Raw genomic sequence first — 19,042 nt, 5'->3', positions numbered from 1 at the left:
GAGCGGAAATGAGCGAGATGCACACCCCCTCGGGCCAGGACGCCCCGACGGCACCCGAAGCGACGGACCAGCGACCGGCGCTGGCACACCTGTTGGCGGACCTCGGGCCCGACGAGCAGCACCGGTTCCTGCTCGACTTCGTGCGGGACCGCGCCATCGCCGTGCTCCGCGACGTCCTGCCCGACGCGCCGGAGACCGTGGACCCCGGCACCGCCTTCCGCGACCTGGGACTCGACTCGCTGGGGGCCGTCGCCCTGCACGCCCGGCTGGCCGCCGACACCGGGCTGCCGCTGCCCGTGACCCTCGCCTTCGACCACCCCACACCCGACGCGGTCGCCCGCAGGCTGCGGGCCGAGCTCCTCGGAGCAGACGAGGGACGGTCCGCCCACACCGGCACCGCATCGGCCGACGACGAACCGGTGGCCGTCATCGGCGTCGGCTGCCGCTTCCCCGGCGGCGTCGCCTCGCCCGAGGACCTGTGGCGACTCGTCGACGACGGCGGCCACGCCCTCTCCCCTTTCCCCACCGACCGCGGCTGGGACCTCGACGCCCTGTACTCCCCGGACCCCGAGACCCCCGGCACCAGCTATGTGCGCGTCGGCGGCTTCCTGCCCGAGGCCGCCGAGTTCGACGCCGACTTCTTCGGCATCGGCCCACGCGAGGCGTCCGCCATGGACCCGCAGCAGCGGCTGGTGCTCGAAACCTCCTGGGAGGCACTGGAGCGGGCCGGCATCGACCCGGCCACACTGCGCGCCACGCCCACCGGCGTGTTCGTCGGCGCCGAGGCGCAGGAGTACGGGCCGCGGCTGCACGAGGCGCCCGAGGGCCTGGACGGATACCTGCTCACCGGCAACGCGCCCAGCGTCGTCTCCGGCCGGGTCGCCTACACCCTCGGCCTCGAAGGCCCCACCCTCACCGTCGACACCGCCTGCTCCGGCTCGCTGGTGGCCCTGCACCTGGCCGTGCGGTCGCTGCGTGGCGGCGAGTGCCCGCTGGCGTTGGCCGGCGGCGTCGCCGTCATGGGCGGCCCCGGCACTTTCACCGCGTTCAGCCGGCAGCGCGGGCTGGCCCCCGACGGGCGCTGCAAGGCCTTCGCCGCGGCCGCCGACGGCACCGGCTTCGCGGAGGGGGTGGGCATCCTCGTCCTGGAACGGCTCTCCGACGCCCGGCGCAACGGGCACCGCGTGCTCGCCGTGATACGTGGCTCAGCGATCAACCAGGACGGCGCGTCCAACGGCCTGACCGCGCCCAACGGCCCCGCGCAACAGCGGGTGATCCGGGCCGCGTTGGCCGACGCCGGTCTTGCCCCTTCCGAGGTGGACGCGGTGGAGGCACACGGCACCGGGACGCGGCTCGGCGACCCGATCGAGGCGCAGGCGCTGTTGGCCACCTACGGGCAGGATCGGGAGGAAGAGCGCCCGCTGTGGCTCGGCTCCCTGAAGTCCAACATCGGGCACACCCAGGCCGCGGCGGGTGTGGCGGGCGTCATCAAGATGGTGATGGCGATGCGGCACGGCGTCCTGCCCAGGACCCTGCACGTCGACGAGCCGACGCCCCAGGTGGACTGGTCGGCCGGCGCCGTGGAGCTGCTGACCGAACCCCGGGACTGGCCCGAGACCGACCGCCCCCGGCGGGCCGGCGTCTCCTCCTTCGGCGTCAGCGGCACCAACGCCCACCTCATCATCGAACAGGCCCCGGCCACGGCGGCGACCGAGGAGCCGGACCACGCCCCCGCCGACCCCCCGCCGGCCGTGGCCATCCCGGTCACCGCGAGGAACGCGGCGGCCCTGCGCGCCCAGGCCCGCCGCCTCGGCGCCCTGGCACGGGACGGCGTGACCGCCGCCGACCTCGGGCGGTCCCTCGCCACCACCCGGGCCGCCCTGGCGCGGCGCGCCGTCGTCATCGCCGCGGACGCCGAGGAGGCCGGTCGCGGTCTGGCGCTCCTCGCCGAGGGCAACACCGGCCCCGGCGTGGTCGCCCGCGCCGCGACCGGCGGCCGGCTGGCCTTCCTCTTCACCGGCCAGGGTTCGCAGCGCATCGCCATGGGCCGCGAACTCCACTCCCGGCACCCGGTGTTCGCCGAGGCGTTCGACGAGGTGGGCGCGCATCTCGACGTCCACCTCGACCGTCCGCTGCACGAGGTGGTGTTCGGTTCCGACCAGGAGGCGCTGGACCGTACGGAGTTCGCGCAGCCGGCGTTGTTCGCCGTGCAGGTGGCGCTGTTCCGGCTGTTCGAGTCGTGGGGGGTGCGGCCCGATCTGCTGCTCGGTTACTCGGTGGGGGAGTTGGCGGCGGCGCACGTGGCTGGCGTGTGGTCGCTGGAGGACGCCTGCGCGTTGGTGGCGGCCCGTGGCCGGCTGATGCAGGCGCTGCCGGACGGCGGGGCGATGCTCGCGGTGGCGGCCGGCGAGGAGGAGATCCGGCCGCTGCTCGGCGAGGGTCTGGACGTCGCGGCGGTCAACGGCCCCTCGGCGGTGGTCGTCTCCGGCGACGCGGAGGCGGTGGTCGCCCTGGAGCGGAGCCTCCGGGACCGGGACCGCAGGGCCACCCGGCTCCGGGTCTCGCACGCCTTCCACTCGGCCCTCATGGACCCGATGCTGGACGAGTTCCGCCGCGTCCTCCAGGTCGTCGAGTTCCACGAGCCCCGCATCCCCCTCGTCTCAGGACTGACCGGCCACACCGCCGGGCCACGGGAGACGCACGAGCCCGACTACTGGGTCCGCCAGGCGCGCGAGGCCGTCCGCTTCCACGACGGGCTGCGCGCCCTGGTCCGGGCCGGCGTCGCCACCTGCCTGGAACTGGGGCCCGACCCGGTGCTCTCCGCCCTGGCCGCCGAGGCCCTGCCCGGCCAGGACCTGGTGTGCGCCCCCGCCCTGCGCCGGGACTCCGACGAGGCGCGTACCCTGCTCTCCGCCCTGGCGACCGCCTTCACCGGGGGCGCCGCCGTCGACTGGCCCGCCTACTACGCCGAACACGGCGGCCGCCTCGTCGACCTGCCCACCTACCCGTTCCAACGGCGACGCTTCTGGCTCGACGCGCCCCGCGGCAGGGGCGACGCCGCGGCGCTCGGCCAGACCGCGTCGGGACACCCGCTGCTCGCCGGCGCCGTCCGCCGCGCGGACGACGACGGCATCGTGCTCACCGGCCGCGTCACGCTCGACGCCCACCCCTGGCTGGCCGACCACACCGTCGCCGGAACGGTGCTGCTGCCCGCCACCGCCTTCGTGGACATGGCCCTGCACGCCGCCGAACACGCCGGCGGCACGGCCGTCCAGGACCTCACCCTGCACACCCCGCTGACGCTGCCCAGGACGGGCGGCGTCATCCTCCAGGCCATCGTCGGCGCACCGGACGAGGCCGGCCGCCGCTCCCTGGACTTCTACGCACGCCCCGAAGGGACCGCCGAGGCCGCCGTCTGGACCCGGCACGCCACCGGCGTCCTGACCGCCGACGCGCCAGGACACGAACCGCCGCCGCTGCCCGCGTCACACACCGGGACCGGCGGACTGCCAGGACCCGGCTGGCTGCCGGAGGGCGCCGAGCCCGTCGCCGTCGACGGGCTCTACGAGACGCTGGCCGACCAGGGCTACGGCTATGGCCCGGCCTTCCACGGGCTCCGGGCCGTCTGGCGGCACGGCACCGACGTCTACGCGCACGTCGTCCTCCCCGAGGTGGCGGGCCCCGACGCCACCGCCTTCGGCCTCCACCCCGCGCTGCTCGACGCGGTCCTGCACGCCACGGACTTCGCCGCGGGCGAGGCCCGCGATCCGGAGCGGATCCACCTCCCCTTCGCCTGGACCGGGATCCGCCGCCACGCCCCCGGCACCGGCGAGGTGCGGGCCCGCATCACCTCGCTCCCGTCCGGCGGGGTCTCGCTGCTCCTGACCGACCCGTCCGGCGCGCCGATGGCCTCCGCCGAGTCCTTCCGCAGCCGGCCCGTGCCGCCCGGCGCGCTCACCGCCCCGACGAACCAGCCGCTGCACACCGTCCGCTGGGTCCCGGTGGCCGCCGCCCCCGCCGACGACGGGGGCGAGCGTCCCGCGCTGCTCGGGACCGCGACCGCCCCCTTCGGGCTCGACGCCGACCCGTACCAGGACCTGGACTCCCTCGCGGCGTCCCGGGTGCCCGCGACCGTCCTCCTGCCCATCGCCGCCACCCCGGGCACGGAACCCTCCGACATGCCGCGGGCCGCGTTCGAGACCACCCTGCGCGTCCTCGCCACGCTCCAGCGGTGGCTCGCCGACGAACGGTTCGCCGCCTCCCGGCTGGCGGTCGTCACCCGCGGCGCCGACACGGCCGACCCCGCCGGCCTGGCCGTGGCACCCATACGCGGCCTGGTGCGCTCCGCCCAGGCGGAGCACCCCGGCCGGATCGTCCTGCTCGACCTCGACGACGCACCCCTCACCGCGCCCACCCTGCGCGCCGCACTCGGCACCGGAGAGCCCGAACTCCGCCGCCGGGACGGCGCGCTGCTCGCACCACGGCTCACCCGGCACTCCCACGACCCGGCGGAGGACCCGGCAGAGGACGCCGCCGAGGGAACGGCCGTCTGGAACCCGGACGGCACCGTGCTGGTCACCGGCGGCCTCGGCGGCCTCGGCCGGCTCGTGGCCCGCCACCTGGTGGCCGCCCACGGCGTCCGCCACCTGCTCCTGCTCGGCCGGCGCGGCCCTGACACCCCGGGCGCCGAGCCGTTCACCGCGGAACTGCGACAGCTGGGCGCCACGGTCGACGTCAGGGCCTGCGACGTCGCCGACCGCACCGCCCTGGCCGCCGCCCTGGCCGGAATACCCGACGAGCACCCGCTGACCGCCGTGGTGCACACCGCAGGCGTGCTCGACGACGCCCTGATCGGCACGCTCACCGCCGACCAGTTGGCGACCGTCCTGCGCCCCAAGGTCGACGGCGCCTGGCACCTCCACGAGCTGACCCGGGACCAGGACCTGGCCGCCTTCGTCCTGTTCTCCTCCTCCGCCGGCCTCGTCGACGGCGCGGGACAGGGCAACTACGCCGCCGCCAACGTGTTCCTCGACGCGCTCGCCACCCACCGCGCCGCCCTCGGCCTGCCCGCGCACTCCTTGGCCTGGGGACTGTGGGCCGGCGACACCGGCATGGGCGGCCGCCTGGCCGAGGCCGGACGGCGCCGCGTCGACCGCCTGGGGCTCGTTCCGCTGACCGCCGAACAGAGCCTCGCCGCACTCGACGCCGCCCTCCGCACCACGGAACCGACCCTGGCGCCGGTCACCGTCGACCCCGCCGCCCTCCGGGCCCGCTCCGACACCCTGCCCGGCCTGCTCCGCGACCTCGTCCCGGCACCCGCCCGCCACCCGGCCGCCGCACGGAACGCCCCCCACCGGACCCGACCCTGGTGGCCCCCGGCGGAGCTGGCCGGGCCCAACCGGGAGCGCGCCGTCCTCGAACTGGTGCGCACCCAGGTCGCCAAGGTCCTCGGCCACACCGACCGGGACGCCGTCAGCCCCCGCCGCCCCTTCACCGACCTCGGCTTCGACTCGCTGGCCGCCGTCGACCTGCGCAACGCGCTCAACGCCATCACGGGTCTCGGGCTGCCCGCCACACTCGTCTTCGACCACCCGACACCGCAGGCCCTGGCCGACCACGTCCTGCGGCTGCTCGCCGACCAGCCGGACAACGAACCGACCCCGGCCCCGAGCCCGGCCGCCCCCGCCGTGGCGGACGAGCCCATCGCCATCGTCGGCATGGCCTGCCGCTACCCCGGCGGCGTCACCTCCCCCGAGGACCTGTGGCGGCTGCTCGCCCAGGGCACCGACGCCATCGGGGGATTCCCCACGGACCGCGGCTGGGACGTCGACGCCCTCTACGACCCCGAACCCGGCACACCGGGCAGGAGCTACAGCCGCGAGGGCGGTTTCCTGTACGAGGCGGCCGAGTTCGACCCGGAGTTCTTCGAGATCGGCCCGCGCGAGGCCCAGGCCATGGACCCACAGCAGCGACTGCTTCTCGAGGTCTCCTGGGAGGCGCTGGAACGGGCGGGCATCGACGCACGCTCGCTGCGCGGCAGCGACACCGGGGTGTTCGCCGGCGTCATGTACCACGACTGGGGCACCAGACTCGGCACCGTACCCGAGGACCTGGCCGGCTACCTCGGCAACGGAAGCCTCTCCAGCGTCGTCTCCGGCCGCATCGCCTACACGCTGGGCCTCCAGGGACCCGCCGTCACTGTCGACACGGCCTGCTCGTCCTCGCTGGTCGCCCTGCACTGGGCGGTCCAGGCGCTGCGCCGCGGCGAGTGCGACCTGGCCCTGGCCGGCGGTGTGACGGTCATGTCCACCCCCGACACCTTCATCGACTTCAGCCGGCAACGTGGGCTCGCCGCCGACGGCCGCTGCAAGTCCTTCTCCGCCGCGGCCGACGGCACCGGCTGGGGCGAAGGCGTGGGCATGCTGCTCGTCGAACGGCTCTCCGACGCCCACCGCAACGGGCACCGCGTCCTCGCCGTCGTCTCCGGCTCCGCTGTCAACCACGACGGCGCCTCCAACGGTCTGACCGCGCCCAACGGCCTCGCCCAGCAGCGCGTCATCCGGCAGGCCCTGGCCGACGCCGGAGCCGCGCCCGCCGAGGTGGACGCGGTCGAGGGGCACGGCACGGGGACGCGGCTCGGCGACCCGATCGAGGCGCAGGCGTTGTTGGCCACCTACGGCCAGGACCGGCCGGAGGACCGCCCGCTGTGGCTCGGCTCCCTGAAGTCGAACATCGGGCACACGCAGGCCGCGGCCGGTGTGGCGGGCGTCATCAAGATGGTGATGGCGATGCGGCACGGGGTCCTGCCCAGGACCCTGCACGCGGACGAGCCCTCGCATCAGGTGGACTGGTCGGCCGGCGAGGTGCGGCTGTTGGCCGAACCCCGGGAGTGGCCGGAGACCGACCGCCCCCGGCGGGCCGGCGTCTCCTCCTTCGGGATCAGTGGGACCAACGCCCACGTCATCGTCGAGCAGGCGCCGTCCGCCCCCGCGCTGCCCAGCGGGGAGGCCGGGGAACCGAGCCTGCCCGTCCTGCCGTTCGTGCTCTCCGCGCGCGGCCCCGCCGCGCTCGGCGGCCAAGCCGCCCGGCTGCGTTCCTTCCTGGGCGAGCGGCCCGGCACGGACCTCGGCGACCTCGCACTCTCCCTCGCCACCACCCGCACACCGCTCGAACACCGGGCGGTGGTGCTCGCCGGCGACCACGCGGACCTCATGCGCGGCCTGGAGACCCTGGCGGCCGGCGAAACGACCCCCGGGACGTTCACGGGAACCGAGGACGGCGGCGGTCTCGCCCTCCTGTTCTCGGGTCAGGGGTCGCAGCGGGTGGGGATGGGGCGCGGGCTGTATGAGGCGTTCCCGGTGTTCGCTGAGGCGTTCGACGAGGTCTGTGCGGGGTTCGACGGGCCCTTGCGCGAGGTGGTGTTCGCTTCCGACCAGGAGGCGCTGGATCGGACGGAGTTCGCGCAGCCGGGGTTGTTCGCGGTGCAGGTGGCGCTCTTCCGGCTGTTGGGGTCCTGGGGCGTGAAGCCTGATGTGCTGGTGGGTCACTCCATCGGGGAGTTGGCGGCGGCGTATGTGGCTGGGGTGTGGTCGCTTCCGGATGCGTGTGCGTTGGTGGCGGCTCGTGGTCGGTTGATGCAGGCGTTGCCGGCGGGCGGGGCGATGCTCGCGGTGGCGGCCCTCGAGGACGAGATCCTGCCGCTGCTCGGCGACGGATTGGACCTCGCGGCCGTCAACGGTCCCTCGTCGGTCGTCGTCTCCGGCAGGGAGGACGCGGTGGCGCGCCTGGAGGCCAGGCTCGCGGGCCATAGGACGCGGCGGCTTCGTGTCTCGCACGCGTTCCACTCGGCGCTGATGGAGCCGATGCTCGACGAGTTCCGGGCGGTGGCCGAGGGGCTGACCTACCGGGAGCCGCGCGTCGGCATCGTTTCGACCGTGACAGGTGGGCCCGGGGACTGGCGTGATCCCGAGTACTGGGTGTCCCAGGTGCGGCGGCCGGTCCGGTTCGCCGACGCCGTCCGGACGGCGTCGGACGAGGGAGCCACCACCTTCCTGGAACTCGGCCCCGACGCAGTACTGACCGCCATGGGCGCCGAGGCGCTCCAGAACCGTCCGAGCCTCCACTTCCTCTCCCTGCTCAGGCGCGATCGGGCCGAACCGTCCGAAGCGCTCACCGTCCTGGCCCGGCTGCACGTGCGGGGCGCGCCCATCACCTGGCCGGCCCTGCTCGGCAGGGGCGGCAACCTGCTCGACCTGCCCACCTACGCCTTCCAGCACCGCCGGTTCTGGCTGGACGCCACGCCCGCGACCGACGTCGCGGGACTCGGCCAACTCCCCGGGGACCACCCGGTACTGGGGGCGGTCGTCGCCCTCCCCGGCGCCGACACCGTGGTGCTGACCGGCCGGCTGTCCGTCCAGAGCCAGCCGTGGCTCGCCGACCACGTGGTGCACGGAACGACCCTGCTGCCGGGCACCGGCTTCGTCGAACTCGCCGTCCGGGCGGGCGACCAGGTCGGCTGCGGCACCGTGGAGGAACTGACGCTGGAGGCACCGCTGGCACTGCCGGACGCGGGCGGCGTCGCCGTCCAGGTGGTCGTCGGCGCACCTCAGCGGGGGAGACGCCCGCTCGCGGTGTACGCGCGTGCCGAGGACGCCCCGGCCGACCAGGAGTGGACGCGCCACGCCACCGGCGTACTCGCCGAGGAGAGCCGCCCGGAGTCGTTCGACCTCAGCCACTGGCCGCCCGCCGACGCCGAGCCGATCGACCTGGACGGCGCCTACCAGACCCTGCGCACCAGGGGCTACGAGTACGGACCGGCGTTCCAGGCGCTGCGAGCCGCGTGGCGGCGCGGCGACGAGGTGTTCGCCGAGATCGAGGCCGACGACGCCACCGCCCGCACCGCCGCCTCGTACGGCCTGCACCCCGCCCTGCTCGACGCGGCGATGCACGCCGACCTGCTCACCGACCCGGACGGCGCGACGCTGCTGCCGTTCGTGTGGAACGGCGTCACGCTGCACGCTGCCGGAGCCACCGGGCTGCGCGTCAGGATCACCCGCATCAGCGGTGACGAGGTCTCCGCGATCGAGATCGCCGACCGCGAGGGCAGGGCCGTCGCCGCCGTGGAATCCCTGGTCTCGCGGCCGGTCTCGGGACAGCCGCTCGCCCCGCCAGCCGACCACACGTCAGTCGGCGCCCTCTACCGGGTGGAGTGGCGCCCGCTCCCGCTCACCGCCGACGAGTCCCGGCCCGCCGAAGGCTGGGCCGTCGTCGGCAGCGGCGCGGTCGAGGAGACGGAGGGAGCGGCGTCGCCGGCGACCGACGTCCTGCACCACGTCGTCCCGGCCCACGCCGTGCACGACGACCTCGGCGCGCTGACCGCCGCGATCGAGGCGGGCGCGCCCGTCCCTGAGGTCGTGATCCTCGACTGCCGCCCTCCCGTCGGGGGCGACCCCACCGATGTGCCCGCGCAGGCCAGGGCCCGTACCGCCGGAGCCCTCCGCACCCTGCGGGACTGGCTGGCCGACGCACGCTTCGACGGCGCCCGCCTGGTGGCACTCACCCGGGGGGCCGTGTCCCCGCAGGGCCCCCCCGACCCGGCCGCGAGCCCGGTATGGGGACTGCTGCGCGCTGCCCAGGCGGAGCATCCCGGGCGCTTCGTCCTCGTGGACGCGGACGATGCCCCTCCCGGGCTGCTCCTGGCCGCCATCGCCTCGGGCGAACCGGAGATCGCCATCCGTGGCTCTGCCTCCCAGGTGCCCAGGTTCGCCCGCCTCGCGACCGAGGCCGGCCCCCCGCCCACCCCACCGGCGCCCGGCGGGACCGTGCTCGTCACCGGCGGCACCGGCGGCCTCGGCCGCCTGGTGGCACGCCACCTGGTGACCCAACACGGCGTCCGGCACCTGGTGCTCACCAGCCGCCGCGGGCCCAACGCCCCCCACGCCGAGGAACTGCGGGACGAACTCACCGCTCTCGGCGCCTCGGTGACGATCGCCACCTGCGACACCGCGGACCGGCCGGCACTGGCCGCGGTACTGGACGCCATCCCGGCCGACCATCCGCTGACCGCCGTCGTCCACGCGGCCGGCACGGCCGACGGCGGCCTCGTCGCCGGCCTGACCGACGAACAGCTCCAGAACGTCCTGAGCCCGAAGGTCGACGGCGCGTGGCACCTTCACGAACTGACCCGGGACCTCGGCCTGACCGCCTTCGTGCTCTTCTCCTCAGCGGGCGGCAGCGTGCTGGCCGCCGGCCAGGCGAACTACGCCGCCGCCAACGCCTTCCTCGACGCCCTCGCCGAGCACCGCCACGCGGCGGGCCTCGCCGCGAGCTCCCTGGCCTGGGGCCTGTGGGCCGAGAACACCGGACTCGGCGGCGAACTCGGCGCGGACGACCTCCACCGCATGGCGCGCCTCGGACTGCCGGCCATGGACGCACAGGAGTCACTGGCCCTGTTCGACGAGGCCCTTCGTGCCACGGAACCCGTCATCGCGCCGCTGCGGATCGACCAGGACGCCCTGAAGGCCCGCACCGACGAGTTGCCCGCGCTGCTGCGCTCCCTCGCCCCGGCCCGCGTGCCGGTCACCGCCGCCCGTCGCCGCGCGGCCACCACCGGCACGCCCGCGGGACAGGAATCGCACCTGGCCCGACGCCTCTCCCAACTCCCCGACGCCGAGCGCGACCAGGCCCTGACCGAGTTGGTCACCCAGCACGTCGCGACCGTCCTGGGCCACGCGAGCGTGGCGGACGTGAACGCCGGTCGGGCCTTCAAGGAACTGGGCTTCGACTCGCTCGCCGCGGTGGAACTGCGCAACCTCCTCGGCTCGGCGACCGGCCTGACCCTGCCCGCCACCCTGGTCTTCGACCACCCCACGGTCCATCACGTGGCCGACTACCTCAGGAGCAGAATCGCGGGACCCGCCCCGGCAGCCGCACCCACCCCGGCGGCGAGGACCGCGACGACCTCCCACGACGACGACCCCATCGCCGTCATCGGCATGGGCTGCCGCTACCCCGGCGACGTCATGACCCCCGACGACCTGTGGCGGCTGCTCGCCGAAGGCACCGACGCGATCAGCGAATTCCCCACCAACCGGGGCTGGGACATCGAAGGTGTCTACCACCCCGAGCCGGGCCGGCGCGGCAAGAGCTACACCCGCGAGGGCGGCTTCCTCCACCGAGCGGCCGAGTTCGACGCCGAGTTCTTCGGCATCGGCCCCCGCGAGGCCCTGGCCATGGACCCGCAGCAGCGACTGCTGCTGGAGACCGCCTGGGAGACCGTCGAGCAGGCCGGGATCGACCCGAGCTCGCTGCGCGGCAGCCCCACCGCAGTCTTCGCCGGAGCGATGTACGACGACTACGGCAGTCGGGTGCACGACGCGCCCGCCGCCGTCGCCGGGTACCTCGCCAACGGCAGCTCGGGAGCCGTCGTCTCCGGCCGCGTCTCCTACCTCATGGGCCTGGAAGGCCCCTCCATGACGATCGACACCGCCTGCTCCTCGTCGCTGGTCGCCCTCCACCTCGCCACCAAGGCGCTGCGCAACGGCGAGTGCTCGCTCGCCCTGGCCGGCGGCGTCACCGTCCTGTCCAGCCCCGATCTGTTCGTGGACTCCAGCCGGCAGGGGGTCATCGCCCCCGACGGACGCTCCAAGTCCTTCTCCGCCGCGGCCAACGGCACCGGCTGGGCGGAGGGAGCGGGCCTGGTGCTTCTGGAGCGGCTGTCGGACGCCCGCCGGAACGGGCACCGGGTGCTGGCGGTGGTGCGGGGCAGCGCGGTGAACCAGGACGGCGCCTCCAACGGGCTGACCGCGCCCAACGGCCCCGCCCAACAGCGGGTGATCCAGGCGGCGCTGGCCGACGCGGGAATCACCCCCGGCGACGTGGACGCGGTCGAGGCACACGGTTCCGGGACCCGCCTCGGCGATCCGATCGAAGCACAGGCGCTGTTGGCCACCTACGGACAGAACCGGCCCGAGGACCGACCGCTGTGGCTCGGGTCGATCAAGTCCAACATCGGCCACGCCCAGGCGGCCGGTGGCGTCGCGGCGGTCATCAAGATCGTGCAGTCCCTGCGGCACCGCACGCTGCCCAGAACCCTCCACGTGGACGCACCCTCCCCCCACGTCGACTGGACGGTCGGCGCGGTGGAGCTGCTGACCGAGCCGCGGGCGTGGGACGACCCGGGCCGCCCGCGTCGGGCGGGGATCTCCTCCTTCGGCATCAGCGGCACCAACGCGCACGTCATCATCGAGGAGGCCCCGGTGCCGGCGCCCGCCGTCGGCCTCCCGGCCCTCCCGGCGCCGGCACCCGACCCCGTGCCGTTGCCGATCACGGCAAACACCGAGGACGCACTCCGGTCCCAGGCCGCGCGCCTCGTCGAGCACCTCACCACACGCGCGGCCGAGGCACCGTCACTGCGAGACCTCGGCTACTCGCTGGCGACGACCCGCGCCGGCCTCGACCACCGCGCGGTCGTCCTGGCCGCAAACTCCGAGGGCGCGCTCCGCGCGCTCACCGAGATCGCCTCCGGAACGTTCCCGGCCGACGTCGTACGGGGACACACCCGCACGGGTGGGACGGTGTTCGTGTTTTCGGGTCAGGGGTCGCAGCGGGTGGGGATGGGGCGTGAACTCCACTCCGCCTTCCCGGTGTTCGCTGAGGCGTTTGACGAGGTGTGTGCGGGGTTCGGTGGGTCGTTGCGTGAGGTGGTCTTTGAGGACGCGGCGGCGCTGGATCGTACGGAGTTTGCGCAGCCGGGGTTGTTCGCGGTGCAGGTGGCGCTGTTCCGGTTGCTGGAGTCGTGGGGTGTGCGGCCTGATGTGGTGGTGGGGCATTCGATCGGGGAGTTGGCGGCGGCGCATGTGGCGGGGGTGTGGTCGCTTCCGGATGCGTGTGCGTTGGTGGCGGCTCGTGGTCGGTTGATGCAGGCGTTGCCGGCGGGTGGGGCGATGCTCGCGGTGGCTGCTTCCGAGGAGGAGGTCCTGCCGCTGCTTGGCGATGGGTTGGACCTGGCGGCCGTCAACGGTCCCTCGTCGGTGGTCGTCTCCGGTGACGCGGAGGCGGTGGCGGGCCTGGAGGCCAGGCTGGCGGGCCGTAGGTCGCGGCGGCTTCGGGTGTCGCACGCTTTCCATTCGGCGTTGATGGAGCCGATGTTGGAGGAGCTCCGGGCGGTGGCCGAGGGACTGTCGTACCAGGAGCCGGGCCTGCGGGCGATGTCGACGGTGACCGGCCAGGCAGCGGGCGCGGGGGAGTGGTGTGATCCGGAGTACTGGGTGTCGCAGGTGCGGCGGCCGGTGCGGTTCGCCGACGCGATCCGGACCGTAGCGGCTCAGGGCGTGGGCCGGTTCGTCGAGATCGGCCCGGACGCCACCTGCACGGCCATGGCCGAGGCGTGCCTCACCGACACCGACGAGGTCACGTTGACGCCGACCCTGCGCCGTGACCGTCCGGAGGCAACGGCGCTCCTCACCGCGGTCGGCGCGTCCTACGCGAGCGGTGGCACCGTGGACTGGGAGGCCCTGTTCGCCGGCTCCGGAGCCTCCCGCGTCGACCTCCCCACCTACCCGTTCCAACGCCAGGAGTACTGGCTGAATGCCACACCCGTCTCCGGGGACATCGCCTCGGCCGGCGTCGGCGGGGACGACCACCCGCTCGTCGGCGCGGTCGTCGAGCTGCCCGACTCGGGCGGCGTCGTCCTCACCGGCCGCCTCTCCACCGGCCAGCAGCCCTGGCTCGCCGATCACCGCATCATGGGCCAGGTACTGCTGCCCGGCACGGCCTTCGTGGAACTGGCCCTGCACGCAGGGAAGCACGCCGCCTGCGACGTCATCGAGGAACTGACGCAGCGGGCGCCGCTCGTGCTGCCCGAGGAGGGCGGAGCGCTGACCAGGATCGTCGTCGGGCCCGAGAAGGACGACCGGCGACCGGTGTCGGTCTACTCCCGGCCCGAAGGCGCACCCCCCGACACCGCCTGGACACTGCACGCCGCCGGGACGCTCACCGCGAACCCCCCGGACACGACCGACCGGGGGAGGACCCCTGGCGCCGCGACCTGGCCTCCCGACGGCGCGCGACGGATCGACATCGACGACGTGTACGAGGACCTGGCGGAGGCCGGGTACGGCTACGGCCCGGTGTTCCGCAACCTGCGGGCCGTCTGGAGAAGGGGCGACGAGGTGTACGCGGAGGTTGCCCTGCCCGCCGGCATCGACGCCGGCCCCTACGGCCTCCACCCCTCGCTGTTCGACTCGGCCCTCGGTGCCGTCGACTTCCTCGCCGACGGCGGCCCGAAGGCACTCACCGAGACCACGATCCCCTTCGTGTGGAACCACGTGTCGCTGCGCGCCACCGGAGCCACGGCCCTCCGGGTCCGGGTCCGTCCCGCGTCCGGTGACGGCGCCGCGGCACTGGACCTCATGGACGCCTCAGGTCTCCTCGTGGCGACGGTGGCATCCCTGGTGACCCGGCCGATCGGTGCGACCCGGCTCGCCGACAGCACCGGCACCCCGGAGTCCCTGTTCCGCGTCGCCTGGCGGCCGGTGCCCCCACCGCGGGCATCCGCGGCGCCCCTCCACCGGCGCTTGGCCGTGCTCGGCACCGACGACCTCGGCCTGAACCTCCCCACCCACCACGACGTGGCATCGCTCGCCGAGTCGGCTGCGGCGCTCGACACCGTCCTGCTGCCCTGCCCTCCGTCGGCCGGCGCCGCGTCCGGGCACCGCCCGCCCGTCGCCGCGCGGGACGCGGTGCACCGGACCCTGGCCCTGGTACGCGACCTGTTGACCGAGCCGCGCCTGTCCAGGGTCGGCCTCGCCGTCGTGACCCGGCACGCGGTGCACGCGCCGGAGGGACCGGACCTGGCCACCGCCCCCCTCTGGGGACTGGTCCGCGCGGCACAGGCGGAGAACCCGGGGCGGGTGAACCTGATCGACACCGATGCCACGGACGCCTCACTGCGTGCCCTGCCGACCGCCGTGGCACTCAACCGTCCGGAACTCGCCGTGCGGGCAGGAAAGTACCTGGAGCCCCGGCTCGACCGGGTCTCCACGACGGGCACCGTATCGACGCTGAACCCCGAGGGCACGGCACTGATCACCGGCGGAACCGGCCTCCTCGGCGGCGCCCTGGCCCGGCACCTGGTCACCGAGCACGGGATACGGCAGCTGCTCCTCGTCGGCCGACGCGGCGCGGACGCGCCGGGCGCAGCGGAACTGAGCGCCGATCTCACCCGGCTCGGCGCCTCCGTCACCCTCGCGGCCTGCGACGTCGCCGACCGCGACGCCCTCGCCGCGGTACTCGCCCGGGTCCCGGCCGAGCACCCGCTCACCGCGGTGATCCACGCGGCGGGCCGCCTGGACGGCGGAACGCTCGCCACCCTGACACCCCGCCAGGTCGACGACGTGCTGCGCCCCAAGGTGGACGGGGCCTGGAACCTCCACGAGTTGACCCGGCACCTGGACCTCGCGGCCTTCGTGCTCTACTCCTCGGCGGGCGGACTGATCCTCGCCGAAGGGCAGGCCAACTACGCGGCGGCCAACGTGTTCCTCGACTCGCTCGCCGAACACCGGGCCGCCCTCGGCCTGCCCGGCCTCTCCCTGGCCTGGGGCCCATGGGAGGGCAGCGAGGACGACATCGACATGGAACGGCTCAGCCGTAACGGCACGCCGCCCCTGACCGCGCGCGACGGCCTCGCCCTGTTCGACGCCGCCCTCGCGGCGCCGGACGCCGTGCTCGTGCCGGTCCGAGTCGACCGGGCCGCCCTGCGCGGCCGGCGCGACGTACCCGCCCTGCTGCTCCCCGACCCCGCTCACGAGACCGAGCCACCCGCCGCCGCGAACGCCGCGAACACCGGGAGCGTGAGCACCCTCGCGGAGCGGCTGGCCGGCCAACGAAGTGGCGACCGGCAGCGGGTCCTGCTGGAACTGGTGTGCACCGAGGCCGCGGCCGTGCTGGGACACACCGACGGCAGGGCGGTCGATCCCCACAAGGGGTTCACCGACCTGGGCCTGGACTCCCTGGCCGCGATCGAACTCCGCAACCGGCTGGGTGAGGCCACCGGCCTCAGACTCCCGGCCACGCTGATGTTCGACTACCCGAGCCCGACCCCACTGGCCAAGTACCTCCTGGCCGAACTGTCGGAGAACGAGACGCACGAGTCGAGCACCGAGAACACCGAGGAACCAGAGAACACCGACGAACGGGCCAGGACGATCAAGGAGATGAACGCCGGGGATCTGGTCCGTGCCGTCCTCGGGGACGCGTTCCCGGCATCCGGCGGCGCCCTGGGACACGCTGGTGAAGAGGAGACATCATGAGCACGGGCCCCTCCACCGAGCAGCTCGTCGAAGCCCTTCGGCAGTCCATGCTCGACAACGAGAGACTGCGCCGCGAGAACGAACGCTTCGCGGCAGCCGCGACGGAGCCCATCGCCATCGTGGGGATGGCGTGCCGGTATCCGGGTGGGGTGGGCTTCCCGGAGGAGTTGTGGGAGCTGGTTGTCGAGGGGCGGGACGCCGTTTCGGGGTTTCCGGTCGATCGGGGCTGGGATCTGGACGGGTTGTACGACCCGACGGGGGAGCGGCCGGGTTCCAGTTACGGTCGCGAGGGCGGGTTCCTCTATGACGCGGCGGAGTTCGACGCCGGCTTGTTCGGTATCTCGCCGCGTGAGGCGTTGGGGATGGATCCGCAGCAGCGGTTGTTGTTGGAGGCGTCCTGGGAGGCGTTGGAGCGGGCGGGGGTGCCGCCGCTGTCGTTGCGGGGCAGCGCTACCGGGGTCTTCGCCGGCGTCATGTACCACGACTACGGGGCGGGAACGAGCGACGGCAGCATCGTCTCCGGCCGGGTGGCCTACACGCTGGGCCTCGAAGGCCCGGCGATCACCGTGGACACCGCCTGCTCGTCCTCCCTGGTCGCCCTCCACCTGGCCGCCCAGGCGCTGCGCCGCGGCGAATGCACCCTCGCGCTCGCGAGCGGCGTGACCGTCATGGCCGAACCGGACATGTTCGTGTACTTCAGCGAGCAACGCGGATTGGCCCCCGACGGGCGGTGCAAGGCGTTCTCGGCCTCGGCCGACGGCGTCGGCTGCTCGGAGGGCGTGGGTGTGTTGGTGTTGGAGCGGTTGTCGGATGCCCGGCGGAACGGGCGTCGGGTGCTGGGGGTGGTGCGTGGTTCGGCGGTGAACCAGGACGGCGCCTCCAGCGGCCTGACCGTGCCGAATGGTCCGGCGCAGCAGCGGGTGATTCGGGCGGCGTTGGCGGATGCGGGGTTGGCGGCGTCCGAGGTGGATGTGGTGGAGGGGCATGGGACGGGGACGCGCCTTGGTGATCCGATCGAGGCGCAGGCGCTGTTGGCCACGTACGGACAGGACCGCGAGGCGGACCGCCCGTTGTGGCTGGGGTCGGTGAAGTCGAACATCGGGCACACGCAGGCGGCGGCCGGTGTGGCGGGTGTCATCAAGATGGTGATGGCGATGCGGCACGGGGTGTTGCCGCGCACGCTGCATGTCGACGAGCCGTCGCCAGAGGTGGACTGGTCGGCGGGTGCCGTGGAGCTGCTGACCGAGCCACGGGCCTGGCCGGAGACCGACCGCCCCCGGCGGGCCGGCGTCTCCTCCTTCGGCATCAGCGGAACCAACGCCCACGTGATCATCGAGGGGACACCAGCCGCCGAGCCGTCGGCCACGGAGGAAGCGCCGGTGGCCCCGTGGGTGTTGTCGGGAGACACACCGGAGGCGTTGGGCGCGCAGGCGGCTCGGCTGCTGTCACTGGTTGGAGAGCACGCGGAGTTCCGCCCTGCCGACGTTGGGTGGTCGCTGGCGACGGGCCGATCGCATCTGCGGTACCGGGCCGCACTGATCGCCGACGACCACGCGGAACTGCTACGAGGCCTGAAGGCACTGACGGCTGGCGAGACGACCTCCGGAACTTTCACGGGAACTGAGGGCAGCGGTCGGCTCGCCTTCGTGTTCTCGGGTCAGGGGTCGCAGCGGGTGGGGATGGGGCGCGGGCTGTATGAGGCGTTCCCGGTGTTCGCTGAGGCGTTCGACGAGGTGTGCGCGGGCTTCGACGGGCCCTTGCGTGATGTCGTGTTCGGTTCTGACCAGGAGGCGCTGGATCGTACGGAGTTCGCGCAGCCGGGGTTGTTCGCGGTGCAGGTGGCGCTCTTCCGGCTCCTTGAGTCGTGGGGTGTGCGGCCTGATGTGGTGGTGGGGCATTCGATCGGGGAGTTGGCGGCGGCGCATGTGGCGGGGGTGTGGTCGCTTCCGGATGCGTGCGCTCTGGTGGCGGCTCGTGGTCGGTTGATGCAGGCGCTGCCGGCGGGTGGGGCGATGCTCGCGGTGTCTGCTTCCGAGGAGGAGATCCTGCCGCTGCTCGGCGACGGGTTGGACCTGGCGGCGGTGAACGGTCCTTCGTCGGTGGTCGTCTCCGGTGACGCGGAGGCAGTGGCGGTCCTGGAGCAGAAGCTTCGGGACGAGGGCCGCAGGGTCACTCGGCTTCGCGTCTCCCATGCCTTCCACTCGGCGTTGATGGAGCCGATGTTGGGGGAGTTCCGGGCGGTGGCCGAGGGGCTGTCGTACCGGGAGCCGCGTGTCGGGTTCGTGTCGACGGTCACGGGTGGAACTGCGGGGTGGTGTGATCCCGGGTATTGGGTGTCGCAGGTGCGGCGGCCGGTGCGGTTCGCCGACGCCATCCGGGCGGCGGAGGCTCAGTGTGTGGGCCGGTGGGTGGAGATCGGTCCGGGCGCCACCTGCACCGCGATGGCCCAGGAGTGCCTGAGCGGCACCGATGGCGTCGTGTTGACGCCGACCCTGCGCCGGGATCGGGAGGAGCCCCGCGCCTTGGCTGAGGCAGTGGCGCAACTCCACGTCCACGGCACAGAACCGGACTGGGAGGCCCTGCTCGCTGGTTCTGGTGCTTGTTGGGTTGATGTGCCGACGTATGCGTTTCAGCGTCGGCGGTTCTGGTTGGATTCGCGGTCGGGGCCCGGTGTGGGTGGTTGGGGTGTGGTGTCGGCTGCGCATCCGTTGGTGGGTGTGGTGGTGGAGTTG

Annotated in this window: 2 protein-coding genes; both read left to right on the top strand. The window is 74.0% G+C overall.

Going from position 1 to position 19,042, the window contains the following annotated elements; translation table 11 throughout:
- The first annotated feature begins 8 nt into the window (after positions 1-8).
- Positions 9-16,310, top strand: coding sequence for a type I polyketide synthase (locus ACFWI8_RS28230; protein ID WP_387097120.1), 16,302 nt, complete (start codon positions 9-11; stop codon positions 16,308-16,310).
- Positions 16,304-19,042, top strand: a 2,739-nt coding sequence (locus ACFWI8_RS28225; RefSeq protein WP_387097153.1) for a type I polyketide synthase, incomplete at its 3' end; no start/stop codon positions are given. The genes ACFWI8_RS28230 and ACFWI8_RS28225, both read left to right, overlap by 7 nt.

Source organism: Streptomyces sp. NPDC127098 (assembly GCF_042722465.1).
Taxonomy (GTDB): Bacteria; Actinomycetota; Actinomycetes; order Streptomycetales; family Streptomycetaceae; genus Streptomyces; species Streptomyces millisiae.
The sequence above is the reverse complement of the archived record's forward strand: the minus strand, read 5'-3'. Positions and strand labels throughout refer to the sequence as shown.